The 21187-nt window shown below is 44.5% G+C and carries 20 protein-coding genes; 18 read left to right on the top strand and 2 right to left on the bottom strand.

Annotated features, from left to right (window positions below; genetic code table 11):
• Positions 1-39 precede the first annotated feature (39 nt).
• The 6 genes from QY309_03700 (at position 40) to QY309_03675 (ending at position 4844) form a co-directional block, all read left to right on the top strand.
• The gene (locus QY309_03700) at positions 40-792 is read left to right on the top strand and encodes a sulfite exporter TauE/SafE family protein (GenBank protein WKZ60583.1); all 753 of its coding nucleotides are present in this window, start codon (positions 40-42) and stop codon (positions 790-792) included.
• Entirely contained in the window at positions 780-1682 is a 903-nt protein-coding gene (locus tag QY309_03695; protein ID WKZ60582.1) for a hypothetical protein, read from the top strand. The genes QY309_03700 and QY309_03695 overlap by 13 nt, the downstream gene beginning before the upstream one ends.
• A 61-nt stretch (positions 1683-1743) precedes the next feature.
• Positions 1744-2751 (top strand): glycosyltransferase, encoded by a 1008-nt coding sequence (locus tag QY309_03690; protein ID WKZ60581.1) that lies wholly within the window; start codon positions 1744-1746, stop codon positions 2749-2751.
• A gap of 20 nt (positions 2752-2771) precedes the next feature.
• Positions 2772-3428: a hypothetical protein gene (locus tag QY309_03685; GenBank protein ID WKZ60580.1), complete on the top strand. Its 657-nt coding sequence runs from the start codon at positions 2772-2774 to the stop codon at positions 3426-3428.
• 107 nt (positions 3429-3535) lie between these two features.
• A complete protein-coding gene (locus QY309_03680; GenBank protein ID WKZ60579.1) occupies positions 3536-4168 on the top strand; it encodes a hypothetical protein in 633 nt (210 codons plus the stop codon).
• A gap of 280 nt (positions 4169-4448) precedes the next feature.
• On the top strand, positions 4449-4844 hold the full coding sequence (locus QY309_03675) for a hypothetical protein (GenBank protein WKZ60578.1): 396 nt from the start codon (positions 4449-4451) through the stop codon (positions 4842-4844).
• Between the two features lie 50 nt (positions 4845-4894).
• Here QY309_03675 and QY309_03670 read toward each other — a convergent pair whose 3' ends face one another.
• Positions 4895-9823, bottom strand: coding sequence for a C25 family cysteine peptidase (locus QY309_03670; GenBank protein WKZ60577.1), 4929 nt, complete (start codon positions 9821-9823; stop codon positions 4895-4897).
• Positions 9824-10021: 198 nt separating this feature from the next.
• Here QY309_03670 and QY309_03665 point away from each other — a divergent pair, with 198 nt between their 5' ends.
• The 8 genes from QY309_03665 (at position 10022) to QY309_03630 (ending at position 17119) form a co-directional block, all read left to right on the top strand.
• A complete protein-coding gene (locus QY309_03665; protein WKZ60576.1) occupies positions 10022-10225 on the top strand; it encodes a DUF433 domain-containing protein in 204 nt (67 codons plus the stop codon).
• Positions 10226-10380: 155 nt separating this feature from the next.
• Complete coding sequence (locus tag QY309_03660; GenBank protein WKZ60575.1) at positions 10381-11232, top strand: sulfotransferase family 2 domain-containing protein; 852 nt, start codon at positions 10381-10383, stop codon at positions 11230-11232.
• Positions 11233-11369: 137 nt separating this feature from the next.
• Positions 11370-11711 carry a PadR family transcriptional regulator gene (locus QY309_03655; protein WKZ61678.1) on the top strand — a complete coding sequence of 114 codons (342 nt, stop codon included), beginning with the start codon at positions 11370-11372 and terminating at the stop codon, positions 11709-11711.
• Between the two features lie 31 nt (positions 11712-11742).
• Complete coding sequence (locus QY309_03650) at positions 11743-14121, top strand: PspC domain-containing protein (GenBank protein ID WKZ60574.1); 2379 nt, start codon at positions 11743-11745, stop codon at positions 14119-14121.
• A gap of 160 nt (positions 14122-14281) precedes the next feature.
• Positions 14282-14713: a carboxypeptidase regulatory-like domain-containing protein gene (locus tag QY309_03645; GenBank protein ID WKZ60573.1), complete on the top strand. Its 432-nt coding sequence runs from the start codon at positions 14282-14284 to the stop codon at positions 14711-14713.
• A 100-nt stretch (positions 14714-14813) separates the two neighbouring features.
• Positions 14814-15395 carry a sigma-70 family RNA polymerase sigma factor gene (locus tag QY309_03640; GenBank protein WKZ60572.1) on the top strand — a complete coding sequence of 194 codons (582 nt, stop codon included), beginning with the start codon at positions 14814-14816 and terminating at the stop codon, positions 15393-15395.
• On the top strand, positions 15379-16122 hold the full coding sequence (locus tag QY309_03635) for a hypothetical protein (GenBank protein ID WKZ60571.1): 744 nt from the start codon (positions 15379-15381) through the stop codon (positions 16120-16122). Before QY309_03640 ends, QY309_03635 begins: the two co-directional genes overlap by 17 nt.
• A gap of 1 nt (position 16123) precedes the next feature.
• The gene (locus QY309_03630; protein ID WKZ60570.1) at positions 16124-17119 is read left to right on the top strand and encodes a hypothetical protein; all 996 of its coding nucleotides are present in this window, start codon (positions 16124-16126) and stop codon (positions 17117-17119) included.
• A gap of 66 nt (positions 17120-17185) precedes the next feature.
• Here the strand turns inward: QY309_03630 and QY309_03625 are convergent, their stop codons facing one another.
• Positions 17186-17677 (bottom strand): hypothetical protein, encoded by a 492-nt coding sequence (locus tag QY309_03625; GenBank protein ID WKZ60569.1) that lies wholly within the window; start codon positions 17675-17677, stop codon positions 17186-17188.
• A gap of 95 nt (positions 17678-17772) precedes the next feature.
• Here QY309_03625 and QY309_03620 point away from each other — a divergent pair, with 95 nt between their 5' ends.
• The 4 genes from QY309_03620 (at position 17773) to paaC (ending at position 21159) form a co-directional block, all read left to right on the top strand.
• Entirely contained in the window at positions 17773-18366 is a 594-nt protein-coding gene (locus QY309_03620; GenBank protein WKZ60568.1) for a TetR/AcrR family transcriptional regulator, read from the top strand.
• 57 nt (positions 18367-18423) lie between these two features.
• Complete coding sequence (paaA, locus tag QY309_03615; protein ID WKZ60567.1) at positions 18424-19410, top strand: 1,2-phenylacetyl-CoA epoxidase subunit A; 987 nt, start codon at positions 18424-18426, stop codon at positions 19408-19410.
• A 50-nt stretch (positions 19411-19460) separates the two neighbouring features.
• Positions 19461-20069: a phenylacetic acid degradation b gene (locus QY309_03610; GenBank protein ID WKZ60566.1), complete on the top strand. Its 609-nt coding sequence runs from the start codon at positions 19461-19463 to the stop codon at positions 20067-20069.
• Between the two features lie 334 nt (positions 20070-20403).
• The gene (gene paaC, locus QY309_03605) at positions 20404-21159 is read left to right on the top strand and encodes a 1,2-phenylacetyl-CoA epoxidase subunit PaaC (protein WKZ60565.1); all 756 of its coding nucleotides are present in this window, start codon (positions 20404-20406) and stop codon (positions 21157-21159) included.
• Positions 21160-21187: the final 28 nt, after the last annotated feature.

The following is a 21187-nucleotide window of genomic DNA, read 5'->3' as shown; positions in this document are numbered from 1 at the left end:
CCACTTCTTTACTTATTTTTAGGCCTCGCAATTTTGTGCATGGAAATCCTCAACATTGTCTTCATCATCTTCATCGGGTTCATTTCGGGTTTCCTGAATACGGTAGCGGGTGGCGGTTCACTCATCAGTTTGCCGGTATTGATTTTTATGGGCCTGCCCGGCTCTGTAGCCAATGCCACCAACCGTGTGGCCATACTCTCACAAAACATTTTTGCCGTTACGGGTTTCAACAGCAAGGGCATTAAACTTCCGTTTCCGTATAGTCTGTATCTGGGCTTAGCCTCATTGGGCGGAGGATTTTTGGGCGCCACGTTAGCCGTTGACATTGACGATACATTATTCAACCGCATACTCGCCATCATTATGGTGCTGGTGGTGATCAGCATTGTGGTGGAGCCGCGCACGAAAAAACTTAACCGACCGGAACGTCTCGGTGTCAAACATCAGGCGTTAGGTATACTGGCATTTTTCTTTTTGGGTGTCTATGGCGGATTCATTCAGGCAGGTATCGGGTTTCTGGTAATTGCCGTACTTACCAACATCAACCACTTCGGATTGGTAAAAACAAACTATGTAAAAGTATTTGCTGCCATTGTGTACACCAGTGTGGCGATTATCGTGTTTGCGATTGAAGGAAAAATTGAATGGATGATGGGCCTTACCCTTGCCGTTGGCCAGGGCTTTGGTGGCTGGTATGCCAGCCGGTGGAGTGTAGATAAAGGCGAGGTGTGGATCAAGCGTGTGCTGGTAATTACCGTTATTGGTTTGGCTGTTAAACTTTGGTTCTTCTGATGGTTGATGTTACGCTTCTTACCGATGCTCGCTATGTGAACCCGGTAAATCCCGATTGGTATAAACAAAACATCCTGGAGGATGACAGGCTGGTACGCGAAGCACTGGAACGAAAAGGCCTGACCGTTGCCCGAACCCATTGGGATAACCCGGATTATGATTGGACAAAAACAAAGCTGGCGGTATTTCGCACAACGTGGGATTACTTTGATCGCTACGCTGAATTTTCAAAATGGCTTGATCAAGTAAACACGCAAACCAAGTTGGTTAATCCGCTTTCGCTGATACGCTGGAACATTGACAAACATTACCTGCATGACCTGGAACAACAAGGCATTCGCATTCCACCCACGGTTTTTATTGAGCCGGGTGATCAGCGCACACTAGCTGAAATTATCGCGCCAACAGGCTGGACAGACTGCATTCTCAAACCGGCAATATCCGGTGCAGCGAGACATACGTACCGATTAAATCAGAAAAATATTTCAGAACACGAAGAAATATTTAGGCAACTGATTGCCCATGAATCCATGTTGCTGCAAGAATTTCAAAAGCCGGTGTTGGAAAAAGGCGAAGTGGCTTATATGTTGTTTGGAGGAAAATTCAGCCATGCAGTGTTGAAAAAAGCTAAGCCAGGCGACTTCCGGGTGCAAGATGATTTTGGTGGCACTGTGCACGACTACAAACCTACCAATCAGGAAATTGAATTTGCTGAACGTGTGGTTGCGCATTGCAAACCCTTACCTGTTTATGCCCGTGTGGATGTAATCTGGAATAACCAGCACCAACTTTGTGTTTCTGAGCTGGAGTTGATTGAACCCGAACTGTGGTTCAGAAAGCATCATGCTGCTGCGGAATTGTTTGCGGAGGCGTTGTGCAAAATAGTTTAAAGGCCATTTCGATTTAACTTAGGCTCGGGTATATTCGTACTTATTCCATTGAATTAGCAGGATGAAAGAAAATACCGCTCGAAACATTAGTTTTTCATTCATCATTCCAGTCTATAACAGGCCAACGGAAGTAAGGGAACTATTGGAAAGCATGGCCAACCAAACGGTTAAGGATTTTGAGGTGCTTATTATTGAGGATGGTTCCGAAATAAAATCGGATAAAGTATACGAGGAATTTGAAAGCAAACTTGACCTGAAATATTTCTTCAAACAAAATACCGGTCCGGGTGACAGCAGGAATTATGGATTTAAAAAAGCGAGCGGTAACTACTGTATTTTTGTTGATTCGGATTGCATTCTGCCCAGGCAATACTTTGAGATTATTCAAGGCACCTTGGAAAAAGATTATGCCGATGCCTTTGGTGGCCCCGACAAGGCACATGCTGATTTCACTATACTTCAAAAAGCAATAAACTATTCCATGACCTCCTTCTTTACCACGGGTGGAATACGGGGTGGCGGTGAAAAGCTTGCCAGGTTTCAACCCAGGAGTTTTAACATGGGCTTTTCCAGAGACGTATTTGACAAAACGGGAGGATTTCCCAATATCCGATTTGCCAAAAGCAAGGCAGCTGGCGAGGATTTGGACCTCAGCATACAAATACAAAAACTTGGGTTTAAAACCGTACTGATACACGATGCCTACGTGTATCACAAAAGAAGAACGAGTCTAAAACAATTTTTCAATCAGGTTTTTAGTTTTGGCTATGCCCGAATAACCATTTACAAACGACATCCGGAATCACTCAAGCTTTTACACCTGGCCCCAGCTCTGTTTACGATTGGCATATTGGCCTTATTGATATTATCAATCATTCATTCACCTCTCTTGATTCTTCCTGTACCCATTCATATGGCACTCATATTAACTGACTCAAGTGTAAAAAATAAAAACATTCTCATTGGCGTGGTGTCGGTTGTAACAAGTTATACACAGTTATTTGGTTATGGACTTGGCTTCCTTAATGCGGCTTGGAAACATCTTGTGCTCAAGAAAGAGAAAGTATAATGCATCAAATCCGACTGAGTATGACACTAACTTTAAAAGTAACAGAAAAAGAAAACTCCGTCATTGATCTGGATCGAATTGCGCATGTCAAAGTGAGGAAATTCTTACACGACTATAACATTACCCACGCACAAGATTTCTCCCGGATAAAATCTATTTGTTACGATCCCCAAGACACAAGCTACTACACACATCAGGAAGTATTTGACTTCAATCATCCCATCGATCAGGTATGGCGTGCGTATAAAACCATAGATCCGGCACGGGCATGGAATGGAGACATGATTCATTTTGGCTTGCAATATTCCCGGATTGATCACTCTATTATTTACGCAGGCGACAACACTACCAGCGGCTTGCAAGCCGGGCAAGTACTTATTCTTAACCTGAAATTGGCTGGAGGAGCCATTCACCTCTGCGTAGGGCATGAAATAAAAGAAGTGAATGAGGCTGAAAAAAATATCAAAATCTGTTACCTGGAAAATTCAGCCTCACAAGGTTCACAGTTTATTCGCCTCACCTCAACGCCACAAGGAACCCGCGTTACACACGACACCTTCTACAAAAGCAACTCCTGGTTTCGCGACCGAATACTCTACCCTGGGTTGCATACCAAAGCATTGAAGGAGTTTCATGGGAATGTAAAGAAGTATTTGGAGAGCAGGAAAGCGTACTAAAAGCGTTGGAATTTTAGTATTTTTATAAGCGAAATATATGCAATTGCATGTATTGGAGAGTTAGCGGCAAGCTTTTTTGGACAGAGGACGTTCTAAAAATATAAAAAATGGGACTGGACTTATATCACGCAATTCCTTCTATGAAAACGAGTGACACTCTGGAGTATCTGACCATGGACGAGTTTGAGGACGAACCAACTTTTCTTCAGAAGAATTTCCATTTGATTGCAGAAATAGAGGAGAGTGAATTTGACTTTGAGATTTTAGTATTTCCTGACCAATTCACCAAAGACTTGGTAGTTAAGCGGACTCCAAGCCATATTGACAAGCCAACTTTAGTCGGTGACATTGATGACCTAAACTTAGAACTGAAAAAATTAGCAACTGAAAATTCAGTTAAGGAAACGGACCCTATAGTTCTAAAATCCATTGACAATCTATTGACTAAAGAGACAGCGAAAGAGGTCTACTACCATACAGTTTCATATGAGACAGGTTCAAAAAAAATAAAAGGACTATACTGGACTGCTAAAGGTTATCAGCGAAAGGGAATGAATAAGGATTTTTATAAGGACTTTGAAAACTGTAAGTTGTATTTTGACAAAGCTTCAGTTCTTAAAGCTAGTTTGTATCTCAAGCCAACTTGGGACAATGATGACCTTGAACTTAAAAAGGAATTCAAAAAGAATTTCATTGACAATTTTGTCGAAGGAGAGAGTATCTTTTTCGGCAGCTGGTAGAAAAAGCCAGCCGCTAACAAAAGCTATAAGTCATGGCGGCACGGTTGATGATTAATTTTTATATTTCGGAGTGCCGCCACGCCTTATAGCTAGACGTTGTTTCTTCGCAGCGTGTCCTGCAAAGCACTCTGCGTTAAACATTGTAAGGTTGTTTAAAGTCTGAGTATCGCAGTGTCCTCTTCGAGAGACACTGCGAGGAAGGAAAACACGACTAATCTACGAATTTAACTAGATGCGGTTTGTCGCGACAATTACAACGACCGCCTAATTTTTATAGTTTATGGCCGACAAGCTTGAGAATTTTAAAAAGGTAGCCCCTATTATATTCAAAGACTTGGTAGACAAGTATGGATACACACTTGACGAGGTGAAGACGAATCAGATTAATAACCAAGATTGGTCAGTTCACCTTATTTATACAAATAAAGACAAGGGCTTGAAAATCATAATAAAACAAGAGCCATTTTACACCGACTATGGCTTTTCATTCTTTATCTATAAACTAGGAACAGAAGAGTATAACATATTATGCAATGTTGAACATCATCGGCAAGACACGGAGGACAAGTTTCTAGCAAAGGCTTACATTGACCTATTTACTACCAAGGAAACATTAGATATAATAACTGGTAACGAATGGCAAGAATTAAAGAGAATTCCATTTTTAACAGCATAAAATGTAGCAGTCAGGTTCTCCACCAACAACAAACCCAATATGCTGATACCTCACCTTCTCAACAACACCTTCCCAAAACCATTTTTTAAAAATGTTTGTCCGGCCGGAATGGTGATGGGTACGCGCTGGTTGTTTCTGTATAGCTCAAGTTGGTAGATGTACAGCCCGCCCGGCAAATCGTTGCCGATAACGTCTTTTCCTTCCCATATTATTCGGTTGGTGCCTACATGAAAGGAAGATAACTCAAATGAACCTACAGCATTTCCGGTTGGTGTTATGATGCTCAGGCGCAGGTTATCGGGCAGTTCACCGGTTAGGACCAGATCAAACCGTACCACTCCGCTGGACGGATTGGGGTAAGGCGCCTGCAACACCACGCTGTTTTCAGTTGCCACTGTAAATGCAATGCGGTAAGGTGTTGCTCCGCTGCTGTTGTTACGTACATCGCGGGCTTCTACCTCCAGCACATAATCACCCACAGGTAAATTTTCGGGCGTGAACCGTACACGGAAATATTCGGTTTCAGTTTGCGGAAACCAGGCTACATCTTCCCGATCAAACGTAATGTCGGTGGCAGTTGCAGCGCCCGGGTAAGTAAGCCGGATGCGCACGCCTTCTGTATCTGTCTTTTTGATAAACGAATTATCGTCCCAGAGCTTTATCAGAATTTCCGGATTGGCGGAAACAAAATCACCATTTATTAAATACCGTCCATCAACCGTAACATCGAGCACGGGCTCAAACTCATCGGCTTCTATGTTGAGGTAACGGCTCAGTTTGAGCACGTTGTTCTCGTAATACTGCTCCGGTAACACACGCGGATTTACAAACACATTCACATCGTTAAGGCCGGCTTTGTTCAGGGTTTCGGTGGCTACCAGAAAATCGGTAGTTTGTGAAGGTGCAGGTGCTTTTATTTTAAAATGCGTCCGCTCCATGCTTCGGGTGGTTTGGCTGAATACTTCCAGTTGCACGGTTAGGGAATCGGTAAATGTTTGCTGCGAAATATTGCGGAAGCTATACGGTGCACTCCACACCTCCCCTTCCGACAGCGTTTGTTGTGCCGTAGAACCATTGAAGATCAACACACCTTCGGCCACAGGTGTGTAAAACACCAGCCACTGGTTGAGTTGTGGCGGGGTAAGGTTTATAGCATCCTGAGTGTTGTAGCGCAACCGCAAATAGGGATAACTAACCGCATCAACTACGGATAAATCAAGCGCTCCATTTACATCACTGAACAATTCAGTTTCCTCACCTTCCAGGTTTACACCGATCACATCAAAACCATACACATCGGTTTGCGGCAATTCTGAAATCTCCGCATGCGTAACCAGTTGCTGCCACTGTTGTGCCGGACCGATCAGCGTAGAAGTCATCGTTCCGGAATCAAACCTTCCGGTAATTGTTCCACTTACAGTCAACTCTTGCACATCCGGTGGTGCCGCTACGGGCCTGAAAAATTTGGCGGTACCAATCGCTGCACCTTTGCGTGCATAAATCACGATGGGCTCACCCGGTTGCACCGCGTTGAGTTGCGCCTGCGAAATACCCAAAGCCTCAAATTGTTCTTTCACGGCAACCGGCCACAACGCCACACCAGGGTCGCCAATGGTAAACAACACCACCGAATCGCCTTCGGGTACGTTAAGCATGTATTGAAAGATATCGTTACCCAAACCGGTTTGCAGTTGCGCGGCTGTAAAACTGTTGATCACCTGCGGTCGTCTGCCACACGCACGGCCATCAAACGGATTAAACAAAACAGCGGTGTAGGGAATAATCGATTGCTTATCAAAGGCAATCAGGTTGATGGTGTTGTCGCGGCATTTGATGCCCACATCTGCCGGATTGTATTCTGCATTGTTAATCTTCACGGACACATCGGTGTGCGGAGCGGGGTGGTTGCTGCCGAAGGTGAGGATGTCCAGCGTTAAGGATGACTCCACATAATTCAGCAAGCGTATCGATTCATCTCTTACCAGTCCAACACTTTCATTTTTCAAGTATTGCGGAAAATGGAGTTGTGCCCAACCTACCGGTGAATTTTCAATGTAACTAAACGATGATGTTACCCATTCCGCCACCTCTCCTTCCTGCGGATCGGTAAAGCGGGTGCGCCAGTAATACGCGAGTGAATCCTGCGTAAGCAGTTCAAGCGGCTGTTCAGCAATAACCCCGTTAACGGTAAAACTTTTCAAATAGGGACTGTCGAACGTATGCACGGTGTCAACCTGCACATCAAAATTTCGGGCAGCGCCCAATACATCCGTACTGGAAAAGGTTAGGGTTACATTCGGCTGGTTTACGATGGCATAATCGTATGGAAAAAGATTTTTGGTTACGTTAAGCGGAATAAACAGGTTATACGATGCCGCATTATTATCTTCATTCAATTCACCAATCAATGCGAATGGATCCACTTCAATCTGAAAAATATTGTTACCGAATCCTTTGTTTCGTTCCTGCCGGATAGTGAATGCAAGTGTATCCCGATATAACACAGGGGCATACAAGGTATCATATACTTCGGTGGAGTTATCGTTATAGATTCGCGTTATGCGTACGTGTATGGAATCCTCTTTTGCGCGACCAAAATTTTGTGCAATAATATTTAACGTGAAGGATTCACTGAGTGCGGTAATCGGTTCGCCATCAGTTGAGGTGGCAAATATATTTTCATTGTTCACTTCATAATCGGGTTTACCGGCACCAAATACATTTACAGCCGGGTCGCCCAACAACAACATCTGGCTTACCTGTGTGAGGTTGCCCACCGTAGCCGGTTGTATTTGCATATAACGCCTGGCTACTTCCTGTTGAATATCTCCCACCCCTCTTCGTATGAACACAGAATCACCAAACGCAACGTTGTAAAAAAAATCAGAATACAACCGCAACGTGTTGGAGTATCCAAACGAAGTATGCGCCATAAATCCGGTAGCACCTTTGTTGGATGCCAACACCCAGTCTTCACCAAAGCGTGTGGCCGTGGTGAAAAAATCCGCTGCGTTGCAACCATTAATAAGAAACATCGGGTACTTACCTGCGTTGTTGTATCCCAATGCAGGGTTGGTTACAAAGCCCACTTCAAAATCATTGGTCTCGGGTGATGAGTGACCGAAAAACGTAATCAGGTTAAGTCCATTGTTTACTTCATCCGAAATATTGATCAGCTCGCCTACATCGGTGGTGTTCTTGGCTTGCGCACGAACATTACCACCGAGGTATAAATCCTCGGCAACTTCTTTGAAATCCTCCAGGTATAACCGGAACAACTGCGTTTCCACAGGTGTAAGTCCGCCACTTAAGTGAATGATGCGTTTACGCCACAGGTCGTTAAACGGAAGCGCCTCCATTTCCTTAACCTTATTCAGGTATGCAGCCACTTGCGTGGGATTGGTTGCTGAGATCCTTCCGGTAGGTACGGCAGGTTCGTGCAATGAACTGCCTAACCCGATCGTGTAATACATATCAGAAGCAGGCTTACCTGCAGAAGGGACAAGGTCTTTGTAAACATTAAATGCGGGTGCTGTTGGGTTACGGTGGTAGTTAAGTGACCAATCCAACCCTTTGCCGATGATGAACAAATATTTTGGTGCACCATTATCCACCATATACTTCATAAACCGATGAATGGCCAATGGAGAAATTTCTCCGTAGTTGAACTGATTGTAGAGCTGATCAATATCAACAACCAGCGTATCGTACGATCCACCTGCTTCAGATGAACGATAACCGGCAAAGGCTCTGACCGCATCGCTGTATTCTCCGGCTGGTTTCATCAATGAAGAGTGACTGATCACAATGTAATTATGTTGTGCCGCATTGATGTTGCGAAAGTTTACACGCTTGATGCCGGTAACAGTTCGTGTAATGTTGGTGAGAAAAAGCTTGCGCGAACTTTCCGTATTGGAAATAACCGGATTAAATGTTGATGCCGGAGGTTGATACCAGATTACGTTTGCAGGGTCGGTAACATCAAATAACCGGCTGTTGGCCGGCACGTTGGTCATGTTGACGAACGATTTACCCGAACCATTTTCTGCCAGCTGAAAATATTTTTCGGTGGCGCCTGTGGCATTAAAGTTTTGCGGATAGTTAAGTTTGATATACGATACACTGGCACGGGCTGCCGTACCGGTAGCGAGTAAACGCATGCGCACCGTCATGCGACCGTCCGCACCAATATCCGTCCATGCTAATGGAAGATTAAAGGTGTGCACGTTGAAATTGAAAACGTCTTGTGTTCCCAATAGTCGAAGTCCGGAAGCATTCGGGCCGGCATAAATTTCAATCCGGTGCGGAGTAGAGATTTCCGCACGACCGGCCACCATCACTTCCAGTTGTGGTAGCCCGGCTGCCGTAACGCCATTGGTAATTCCGTCCAGCACATAATCAATGTTCTGGTTTTGGGAGATCATTACGCCCGTCCACGCTTCGCCAATATCAAAGTATGTATTGCGAATATACTGCTGATAGGCAATGCCATCGGAATGTTGTTGGGTGTTGACTAATAATTTCTCATCGGTGTGGGCCGTTTCCTGCGGAATGCTGGTCACGTTCACCTCCCACATTTTGGGTATACGTTTACCCAGAACAGCCAGGTTATTGTAGGTAAGAAAATACCAGGTGGTGTCACTGAACAGGTTGTGGTACGTATGCGGTTGGGCCGTTGTGGGTTTATACAATTCGGTATCGGAAGTGCCGTCATTTTTTCGTCCGTAGAATTCGATGTAGTCGGCAGCGTTAAAAACCGCATCGCCCTCTCCTTCTATATAAATGGCTTGTTCCACACCCCGGTGAAAAAGTTGAAGCCTGCGCGGATCAACCGATCCAACGGGAAAACCAATTGCCTGTAGATCATTATAGGTAACCCGATACAGGCCCGTTTGCGCTACCGGAATCTTATAATAAAACTGGCTGAACTGAATCCATTCATTACCTGTTTGGGCGGAAGCCGTTGTAAAAAAGGCCATACCAGCTAAAAAAAGCCCCAGTGAATATATATAGCGCTGTAAACTCCTGATAACCAACTTCATCACGTTGCAATATACGGCAGGTTTGGGTTAAATACGATGTACAGTCAAGAGGTAAATTATTCAGGAAGTTAATGCCGCAAGATTGTTGAATGTGACTGGCTGGATAGTTAATCTCGGAACGACTATATTTGATATATGAATTGGCGTGATCATATCATATCTGATAAAGATGTTTTGTTAGGTAAGCCTACCATCAAGGGGACACGCATTTCTGTCGAACTAATTCTTGACTTGCTTGCCAATAGCTGGTCGGAAAAAATGCTTTTTGAAAGCTACCCTTCATTATCAGAAGAGGATTTGAAAGCGGTATTTGCTTATCTCCATAATTCCAATAACTAAGCTAACCACCAAGTTGCACAAAGAAAGCACAACGTTCACAAAGGAAGGTTATCAATTTTCAGTCCTTAGTGTCCTTCGTGCAAACTTTGTGATCTTTGTGGTTTTGCATTTTTGTTCTCAAATGATTTACAATCTAATCATGTAGAATCTTTACTGTGTACGACTTACTAACACTTTGTTCCATCATACTTCAAAAAGGAAAGCTTACAGCCGACATCCTCGATTTCAATCACCTCCGCGCACAAAGTTTGTTAAACCTGAAAGATTATTTACCTGAAAACTATACACCCTCCTCCTTCATAGAAAAGAAACGCAATCCATTTTTATTTAACTTTCTTGCAACAGTAACACAAATCAAAACCGGGTACCAAACAAAAGGCGGACATCTGATCGTACCAAAACAAAAATTATTTTACGTGCGCATACCCAAAGCGGCCAGCACTTCGCTTTCACACGTCATGCTTGGGTTGATCAAACCTGATTTAAAAAATAAATCCCTCAACTCCACACAGCTTAATTTTTTAACAGATGCCTGGTTGCAAACCCAATGCACTGCTGATTTGAAATCTTTCGCAGGATTTACGGTCGTGCGTCACCCGGTAAGCCGCTTGCTTTCCGTGTACCGCGATTTTTTTTTGTCGGATAAAACCAAACCTTTTATCTACCAGAATTATCTCGGAGGCATCCTTCCGCAAAACCTGTCGTTTGATGAATTCGTGGAGCGAATCCATGACATTCCCGATCGGTTTAAGGATCAGCATTTCAAGCCGCAGCACGCATTTGTAAAACCTTACCAGCAAAAAGGAATAAACGTTCGGGCTTTTAAGCTGGAAGAGCCTGAACAATTACAGGAATTTTTACACCGCTATGACATTACCCTTCCTCACCTGAACAAAACTCCGGAATCTACACCCATTTCCTATCGCGAAAGCACGCTTAACACCATCAAAAAAGTGTACACTTTTGATTTTGAGGTGTACGGATATGACCAGAATTCTGGATTTTGATTTCAACCCACTTACGAAAAAACATCGATTCAAGCTCAAAAAAGGCCTTTTCAGACAGCAATAATATTTTGGCTTAGTACTTGGTCATGCCAAGTACTTCTGCGTTAGAAGGGCTAACGGGAACAAAAATGAAAGTAATGGATCTGGAAAACACACAAGTGCAGATGAGGAAGGGCATTTTGGAATACTGTGTCCTTCACATAATATCGCGGGGCGAAATTTACGCCTCCGACATGCTGGATGAATTGACTGCCGCAAAGATGATTGTGGTGGAAGGTACCCTCTACCCCCTGCTTACCCGCCTGAAGAACGCGGGCTTGCTGGAATACAAATGGGTAGAGTCGAAATCGGGACCGCCACGCAAATACTATAAGCTTACGCTGGAAGGAAGAAATTTTTTGGAGAAATTGACCGAAACCTGGGAAGGACTCATTCACTCCACCGAAATGATTACGTCAAAATCAAAAGCAGCATCTTAAATAAGACTCAACCTACAGACTCTTAACGGACATGAAAAAGAATATAAGCATAAACATAAGCGGCATCATCTTCCACATTGAAGAAGACGGTTACGAAGTGTTGAAAAAGTACCTGGATTCGATCAATAAGTATTTCTCATCCTATGAGGACAGCAGTGAAATTCTGGCCGACATCGAAAGCCGCATTGCTGAAATCTTCCTGAGCAAATTATACGAAGGCAAACAGGTAATTACCAGCGATGATGTAAACGCGCTGAAAACCACGATGGGTAGTGTGAGCGATTTTAAAGCTGCCGAGGAAGAAGAAGTGCATGCCGAAGCACCAAAAGAAGAAAAGCAAACGGAAAATAAAACGTATACGCCACGCGCATCCAAACAATTTATGCGCGACCAGAAACGCAAAATTCTGGGAGGCGTTTGCGCAGGGTTGGGTAACTACTTCAATGTTGATCCGGTTTGGATACGCCTGCTTTTTGTGTTGCTGACGTTTGGTTACGGATTGATACTGATCGCGTACATCATCCTTTGGATTGCCGTTCCGGGTTCTTATGATCTGGACGAACCTCAAATCACCAAAAAACTTTTCCGCGACCCGGATAAAAAAGTATTGGGAGGTGTAGCCAGTGGATTGGCTGCCTACATGAAGATGGACTTGTTTGTCGTCCGGCTGATTTTTGTAATCACAGCCGTCTTTGGCGGGGTCGGGTTTATCGCCTACATCGTATTCTGGATCGTAGCCCCCGAGGCACGATCCATTACTGATAAAATGCAAATGCAAGGCGAACCGGTAACGCTTTCAAATATTGAATCAAACATCAAAAAGGAACAAACGGAAAAACCAGCCGAAGAAGAAAGTGCATTAGTTAAAATACTCCTGTTCCCTTTCCGCGCTATCGGTTGGATACTCACAGGTCTTGGTAAAATTTTAAGTCCGCTGGCAGATGTACTCCGCGTAGGCATTGGTATTTTCATTATGCTGATGGGCCTGAGCCTGGTGGTGGCCGTATTGATCACCGGTGGCGTACTGTTTGGACTGTTATCATCCGGATGGATTGTTGGCTGGCACGATGTGAGCCTGCCGATGGAAGCATTCAGCCGAGCCATTCCTTCCTTCACCGCGATCATGGCATTTATCGGGGCGTTGATACCGGGCATCATCATCATGCTGTTGGGTATATCAGCCATCGCTAACCGGATTGTGTTTGGCGCAACTGCAGGCTGGACGTTGTTTATCTTATTCTTCCTGTCTATTGCAGTGTTGAGTGTTTCGATTCCTAAAATCGTAATCAACTTCAAAGAAGATGGCGAATACAAAGTTGAACAGGTCTATAATCTGGAAGGCAAAACTGCTGTGTTGAAAATTCGCGAAACCGGTTTGGATGATTACGATGTAACCACGCTGGCGCTGAAGGGATATGAAGGCACCGAACTGAAACTGGTTCAGGTATTTGAATCGCAAGGCGTAACCCGCATGCAGGCTGCTGAAAATGCACAGATGGTGGAGTACACGGTGGCACAGGAAGACTCCGTGCTCACATTCGACTCCAACATCCGCTTTAAATCCGATGCGGTTTTCCGCGGACAACGATTGCGCATGACCCTGTATGTTCCGTACGATTACAAATTTGTACTGGATGACAATACCTGGAGGTTGATCAACCAGTATATCGACTACGAAAAACGCGATGGCAATACCTGGATCATAGAGAAAGGTGGCCAGTTGAAATGCGTGAGCTGTCCGGAAGAAGTGACGGTAGAAGAAGAAAGTGAAGAAGGCTGGGATAGCGATCTGTATGGCGAAGATGTCTCTACCAGCAGCCTCACCGATTTCGATGAACTGGAAATCAGTGGCTTGTTTGATATCCGCGTTAAGCAAGGAAATAATTACTCGGTTGAGCTCACCGGCCCTGATAAAGAAAAAGCGAAATATCGCATTGTGCGTTTAGGCAGTACATTGGTAATTGAATACGATGATGAAAAGCGTTTTAACTGGCGCAGCAATCCGTTGAAAGTTGAACAGGTACGCATCAACATCACCATGCCCGAAGTTGAAAAGATTGATTTGAAAGGTGCCGGCAAGGCATCTTTCACCGGTTTCACCCAAGACGATATACGCCTCAAGGTTCTGGGAGCCATAAAAGTTAACGCAAACATGAATGCACGCGATCTGGCTGTTTACCTAAGCGGTGCATCGGAATTAACGCTGACTGGTGAGGGCGACAAAATGGATGTGAATATTTTGGGCGCCTCGAAAATGGATGGATATGAATACCGGGTGAAAGACGCAATCGTTGAAGCCAATGGCGCATCAAAAGCGTACGTTTTTGTAACCGGACGCCTTGAGGTGGAAGAAGGGCTGGCCAGCAAAGTGAGTTATAAAGGCAACCCTACCGAAGTGATTAAAGACTAAACCAAAGTTTAACCGGTTTGTTGTAACCTTATCAGCATATTTTCGTCAAAACCCATAAAACCAACCCAACCTATGTTTTTTATCCTCGTATTCATTTTCCTGATCTTTTTCATAGGCATGATCATTGGCTCCCTGTTCAGGTGAGCGTTATCTTTGATTCATGAAATATCTGCTATGTCTTGGCCTTTTGTTGGCCATAATTCCTGCTTTTGCTCAAAATCAGGGAATTGCCGGTCGTGTGGAGTGGATTAGCGGCAACCAAATGCCCGGCCCCGACAGGCCAGCCACCAAAGCCAAAGGCATCAAGCGCGAAATCTGGATTTACCAGCCTACCACCATGGCGGATGCCAACGCCCCGGATGGCGTTTTTTTCTCCGATATAAAGACCACATTAATAAAGAAGATAAAAAGCAACTGCAAAGGGCGTTTTCGGGTAAAATTGGCACCAGGGGAATACTCCATCTTTATTAAGGAAAAGAAAGGCCTGTTTGCTAATCAGTTCGATGGGCAGAACCGTATACACTGCGTGGCCGTAAAACCGGGCGAATTCACTGAAATTACCATACAGGTGAATTACGAAGCTGCCTATTGATCAAAGGATTTGCGCTTTTTTCGGGCAATTCTTTAAGAAAAAAGTTTTGGGCCACGCAACCCCAAAAAGCAATTGGGCATCTTATTGCTGAAACGTTTAAATGGATCTGAAAATTTACCGGGCTAAAGAAGATGAGCTGATCAACGGGTGCAAGGCACGCAATCGCGATGCCCAACGCAGCCTGTATGACCAATATTCATCCAAAATGTATGCGTTATGCTACCGGTATGTGAAAGATTCCATGGAGGCAGAGGATGTATTGGTTACCGCCTTCACCAAGATTTTTGAACGTATCGATCAGTTTAAGGGCGAAGGAAGTTTTGAGGGGTGGATCAGACGCGTGATTGTAAATGAAGCCCTCACCTACCTCAGACGAAACCGTTCGATGTACCTCGAGACTGATCTGGAGGCAGCCGATCGGGAACCCGATTATCAAAACATCAGCGATCACCTGGAAGCAGAAGAACTGATGCAGATGATTCAGGAACTTCCCAGCGGATATAGAATTGTCTTCAACATGTACGCCATCGATGGCTACTCGCATAAAGAAATAGCCGACCAACTCGGCATCAGTGAAAATACTTCTAAGTCGCAGTTGAGTCGCGCACGTACCTACTTGCAAAAAATGCTTATCGACCGCGACTGGATTTCTAAAAAACAAAGCAATGAAACAACAACCTGATCACCTGTTCCACAACAAGCTGGAAAACTTTCAGCTTAAGCCTTCGGCTGATGCGTGGAATCGCATTGAAGCCGGCCTGGACAAAAAATCCAACAAAGCCCTGTGGTTGAAAATTGCTGCCGGATTGCTGCTGTTGTCCATTGCTTCTGTATTGATCTGGAAAATACAACCTGCTGAAACAGACGTATTGGTAAACACAAAGCCTCAAACAACTAAACCTGCTCCTGAAAAGATACAGCCCACACAACCGGAAGAAACGCCTGTAGCTGCAATTGATCAGAATAAAAAAGTTGAACAGGAAAAGACTGAAAAGAAAACTAATCGCAACATTCCGGTTTATAAAAAACAGTCCACTTCTTCCGATCAGCAGCTGGCTGTAGTTGAACCCACACCGGAAGAAATTCCAGTTGATGTCGTTCAACCTGAAACAGAAACGCTTATTGCAGAAGCTGAAACCAACACAGTCGAAGCAACAGAAACACAAAATAGCACAGCAGTCTATATTGTAATGACTGCTAATGAAGTGAACCAAAAATATTTATTACCACAACCAGAAGATGAAGCAACCTCAGAAGGAAAAAAATCATCTCGTATGCAAAAGCTGATGGGAGTAGCCATGAACATCGCTGATGGCGATGGTCCAATGGGCGACCTGAGGCAAAAGAAAGATGAGTTGTTCGCCTTGAATTTCCTGGAGGACAAAAAACAAACAAAAAAATTAAACTGAGATGAAAAAGATTCTTGTAGTACTGATGTTGATCACGGCAGGTTATGCTTCACCTGCCCAACAAAAACCCGACACCGTAGTAGTGGAGCTTGCCAACACAAGCCGGGTAGTGTTTACCATTAAAGATCGCAAAGACTTAGTTGTGTTGCGCCAATATAATTTTCAGGCGTTGTTCACCGATATCCTCAATCGCATTGAAGGAACACCGGTAACCTCAATACCTGCGAATGATTCTGTTCCGGCTCAACCAAGCGAGCCACGTGAAATAGAAACCACCAATGAGCCCGTTACCTGGGATGAAGACGATGAAGAAGACAAAGAATGGGAACGTAGCCGTACCATTCGTACCATGCGCAGAACCCGTCATTCCATCAACTTCGATTTAGGTGTAAACAACTACCTGGAAGATGGAAAGTTTCCTGATGAAAACAACGAACTCTATTCGGTTCGTCCGTGGGGCTCGTGGTATGTGGGCATCAACTCGGTACAGCATACGCATGTGGGTGGTAAATTCTTTATTGAGTGGGGACTTGGCTTAAGCTGGTACAACTTCAAATTTCAACAAGACAATATTCTGATCGGTAAAGATGAAAATGGAGTTTTCTTTGAGGAAGATTTGCGCGATGTAAACTTCATCAAAAGCAAACTCGGTGTTACTTACGCGAACGTGTCGTTCATTCCCATGCTCGACTTTGGCGGACGAGGTAAGAAAGCCCGGTTCTGGAGTTCATACGGAAGCAATTTCCGGATTGGTGCCGGACCTTATGCAGGCTATCGCCTGAGCAGTCGATCCAAGTTGGTATACAATGATGGCGGTCGTGAAAAAGATAAAAACCGTGACAACTTTTACCTGAACAACTTCCGTTACGGTGTGCGCGTGCAACTGGGTATTCGTTCAACCGACATCTTCTTTAACTACGATTTGAACGAGTTGTTCAGCACCGAAAAAGAAAACAACCCGAAATTGAATGCGTTTAGTTTTGGAATTATCTTCTAAGAAAAAAATAGAATCCAAAGTAAAGTCAATCGCCCCGATACCCGGGGCGATTTTTTTTACTCGGAACTATAACTTATCCATCTTATACAAGATCATCATGCGCTCATCCCCCTTCAGGCGCAAGTCGTAACACACCCGACCTGGCACCGGCCAAAAAATAGCCGGCAAAATCAAACTAACCATAAACCCGATGGTAAGCCATTGATGTTGCGAGAGGTGATACCCGATGGCCAGAATCAACATGCCCGAAGAAAAAAGTGCAGAACGTACGGTTGTTAGGTTGGCATACCGGCTCAGGCGTTCACCCAGGCTAACCTCTTTACGAACTCGCTTTAATCCTACATACATAATAAGCAGGGCCATCAACCAATCCATAAAAGCAATGGCTGCGGCTGCGTAAACAATCATTTCAGGCTCAATATCCAACTTTGTATTGGGTAACCAATTCGTTTCGCTTGCCTGGTATAAAAATATGAACACACCAATCGGCACCAACGCCAGCATAAACAACCGGGCATATAGTTTATAAAAGTATTGGTTAAGCGAATGGTAGTTCATGAATATAAAATTCAGTTTAGCAAATTATCGATTTGAAGTTTCAACGGGTAACTATTTTCTCATATTTTTGATAAGCTAAGATAAGCGAAAAGGATATGGCAGATGTAGTAACAAACTTATCAAGAAAGGAACAGGTCATTCGCATGGCGGCTGAGTTGTTTAAGGAGAAGGGTTACTCGGCTTCTTCCATGCGCGACCTGGCGCAGAAACTGGGCATCGAAGCAGCCAGTCTGTATTCACATATAAAATCCAAAGAAGAAATTCTGCGAACCTTGTGTTTCGACATGGCTGCGGAATTCCGATCATCGCTTTCAGAAGTTGAAAAGCAAAACGTTTCTGCCAGCGAAAAGCTTCGGTTGGGTATTATCGGACACGTAAAGGTTATGGCCAAAGATCTTACTGCCTCTGCGGTTTTCATGAATGAGCACCGCCACCTGAGTCAGCCTTACCTGCGCGATTTTCTCTTACTTCGGATCAATTACATCAACCGTTTTAAAACCTTCATTGAACAAGGGGTTGCCACAGGCGATTTCAAAAAAGACATTGATACCAAGCTGGCTGTGATGACGCTGTTCTCTTCCCTCAACTGGATGCCTGCGTGGTTCAGCCCGGACAGCACCATCGAACCTGAAAAACTGGGCCAGCAACTGTCCGACATGCTGATAGATGGCCTGAAACAAAAGGCTTAGCCCTGTTGTTCTTCCACTAACAGTTGTTAGTTTTGTCATTACCAAAAAACATTAGCCATGTACGGAGGAGGAAACACGTTTGAAGGCATTAAGACCGATAGCCTGGTACAGGAAGATCCCGAAAAATTAGCCGAATTCGAGGCCCGCATTGAGCGGGGCGAAAAAATTGAACCTACAGATTGGATGCCCCAGTTGTACCGCAAGCAGCTCATCCGCATGATTGAACAACATGCGCACAGCGAAATTATTGGAGCGCTGCCGGAAGGAACCTGGATTACCCGTGCACCCGGTTTTAAGCGCAAGCTTGCCTTGATGGCCAAAGTGCAGGACGAAGTCGGGCATGCCCAGCTTTTGTACAGTGCTGCCGAAACATTGGGTAAGTCGCGTGAGCAGATGATCACCGACCTGATTACCGGTAAATCCAAATACTCAAACATTTTCAACTACCCGGCATTCACCTGGGCCGACTCGTGTTTTATTTCTTGGTTGGTTGATGCGGGTGCCATCGTAAACCAGTTGGCCAACGCCAAAGGAAGTTACGGGCCTTACTGTCGTGCACTTGATCGCATTTGTGCAGAAGAGTCGTTCCATTTGAAGTACGGTCACCATTGTGTGATTTACCTGGCAACCGGCACACAGAAACAGCGCGACATGTTTCAGGAAGCTCTGAATCGCTGGTGGGCCCCGATGATGCATTTCTTCGGCCCTTCCGATAAAATTTCTGCACACACCGAAGTGTTGATGAAGTGGAAAGTGAAAATGGCTTCCAATGATGACATGCGTAATCAGTTTCTGGATATGTACGTTCCTAAAATCTGGGAACTCGGGTTTACCATACCCGATCCGAAGCTGAAGAAAAATACAGAAACCGGTCGCTGGGAATACACCGAACCCGATTGGGAAGAATTCAAGCGTGTGATCAATGGCGATGGCCCTTGCAACAGGGAGCGCCTGGAAGTAAGACGTATTGCAGAAGAGCGCGGCCGTTGGGTACGCGAAGCGTTAAAAACACCGCGCACGGCATACGTTACACCGTTGGCCTGATTTGTTATTGTGTAGCCGGTTCACTGCCGGCTTTTCATTTTCTTATAAACATGAATTCACTCGACCCAAGAGTAAACCGATTACCCGCTGTTGGCCAACCCGGACAAGCCGAGCCGAAAGCTCCGCTTGATCAGTTTGGCACGTTTGAAGTGTTTGTACAACCGAAAGAAGGCAAACCCTTTCAACATGAAGGCGCTGTGCATGCACCCAACCTGGAGATGGCTTTTGTATTGGCAAAAGAAACCTTCACCCGCAGGTTTCTATGTGTATCACTTTTCGTTGCCGATACCCGCCACGTTTTTGTTTCACCCATGACGGAAGGAAACATAACTGTATTTGATTTCATACACAATACACCCGAACAGCCTGGGGCAAAATTAAGCTATGAGATTTTTTTATTAGCGAAGCGGGGTAAACAGCATGTGCACGTTGGTTCTGTACTGGCACGCACACCCAACGAAGCCATGAGTGAAGCCAAGCGGGAATTTCAAACCGACAAGGTAGTGTATAACATTTGGGCAATTCGTACAGACGATATCCGGTTTACCAAACCAGAAGAACAGGAATTGTGGATGACGCTGCCTGAAAAAAAATTCAGGGATGCATCGAACTATAAAGGTGGAGATAAGTTGAAAGAATTTTTGGAACGTATAAAGTGAAACAAAAGAAAATCATAGACTTCCCACCATTTTTCATCCTTCTCAGTGGGATAATCTTATATTCGGCCGGAGTGAGTTTAGGCTTTCAATTGATTTACATTGGTGCAATTGCTCAAGGCATTCTTTACATATACGACCAAAAGAACTATCGGGTAAAAAATATCATTATAAAAGTTACTCTATTGGCACTGCCACTATTAACAATAGTACTCAGCATCTTATCTCTAACAACATCACAATCTTACTTTTTATTCATACTGCTTTCAATTCTATTAAATAATCTAATCATCAATAGCTCATTAATAGAACAAGTATCAAATCAGGATTCATCATCATGAACGAACTCGCCATAAAAGAACTATTGTACAAAATGGCTGATGACCAGCTTATCCTGGGGCATCGCAATTCAGAGTGGACCGGCTTTGGGCCGCTACTGGAAGAGGATATTGCCTTCTCATCCATGGCGCAAGACAAAGTGGGGCAGAGTTATGCACTCTATACCATTCTTCATTCATTAGGGGAACAAGAACCCGATACGGTTGCCTTCACACGCAATGCCGAACAATTTCATAACTCCATTTTTACCGAATTGCCCAATGGTGAGTACGACTTTAGTCTGATTCGTCACTTTTTATACGACACAGCCGAGATCATGCGCTTCGATATGCTCACGGAATCATCCTTTCAACCCTTGGCCGAACTGGCCGTGAAGGTGCGTGCAGAACTCCGTTACCATACGCTTCACGCCAACACGTGGGTAAAACAATTGGGCAGCGCTACTGAAGAAAGTGTAGTACGCCTGCAGAAATCGCTTGAGCATGCGCTTCCCTACGCATTGGGGATGTTTGAAGAATCGCCATACGAACAGGAATTAATAGATAGTGGCGTTTTTGCCGGAGAGAAGCAACTACAGGAAAAATGGTTGGAGAAAATCAGCGCCATCATTAATGAAACACGACTTCAGTTACCCGACTTGAACACGGTTCAACCTGTATTGGGTGGAAGAATAGGAAAGCATAGTGAACACCTGCAACCACTACTAAATGAAATGAGTGAGGTATTTCGTATTGACCCCACTGCCGAGTGGTAATGGAACCCTTCAAGCATTGATTCAGTTG

The sequence above is a fragment of the Cyclobacteriaceae bacterium genome (assembly GCA_030584025.1).
In the GTDB taxonomy this organism is placed as follows: Bacteria; Bacteroidota; Bacteroidia; order Cytophagales; family Cyclobacteriaceae; genus UBA2336.
Note: the sequence above shows the minus strand (reverse complement) of the source record. Positions and strands in the feature narration are given on the sequence as shown.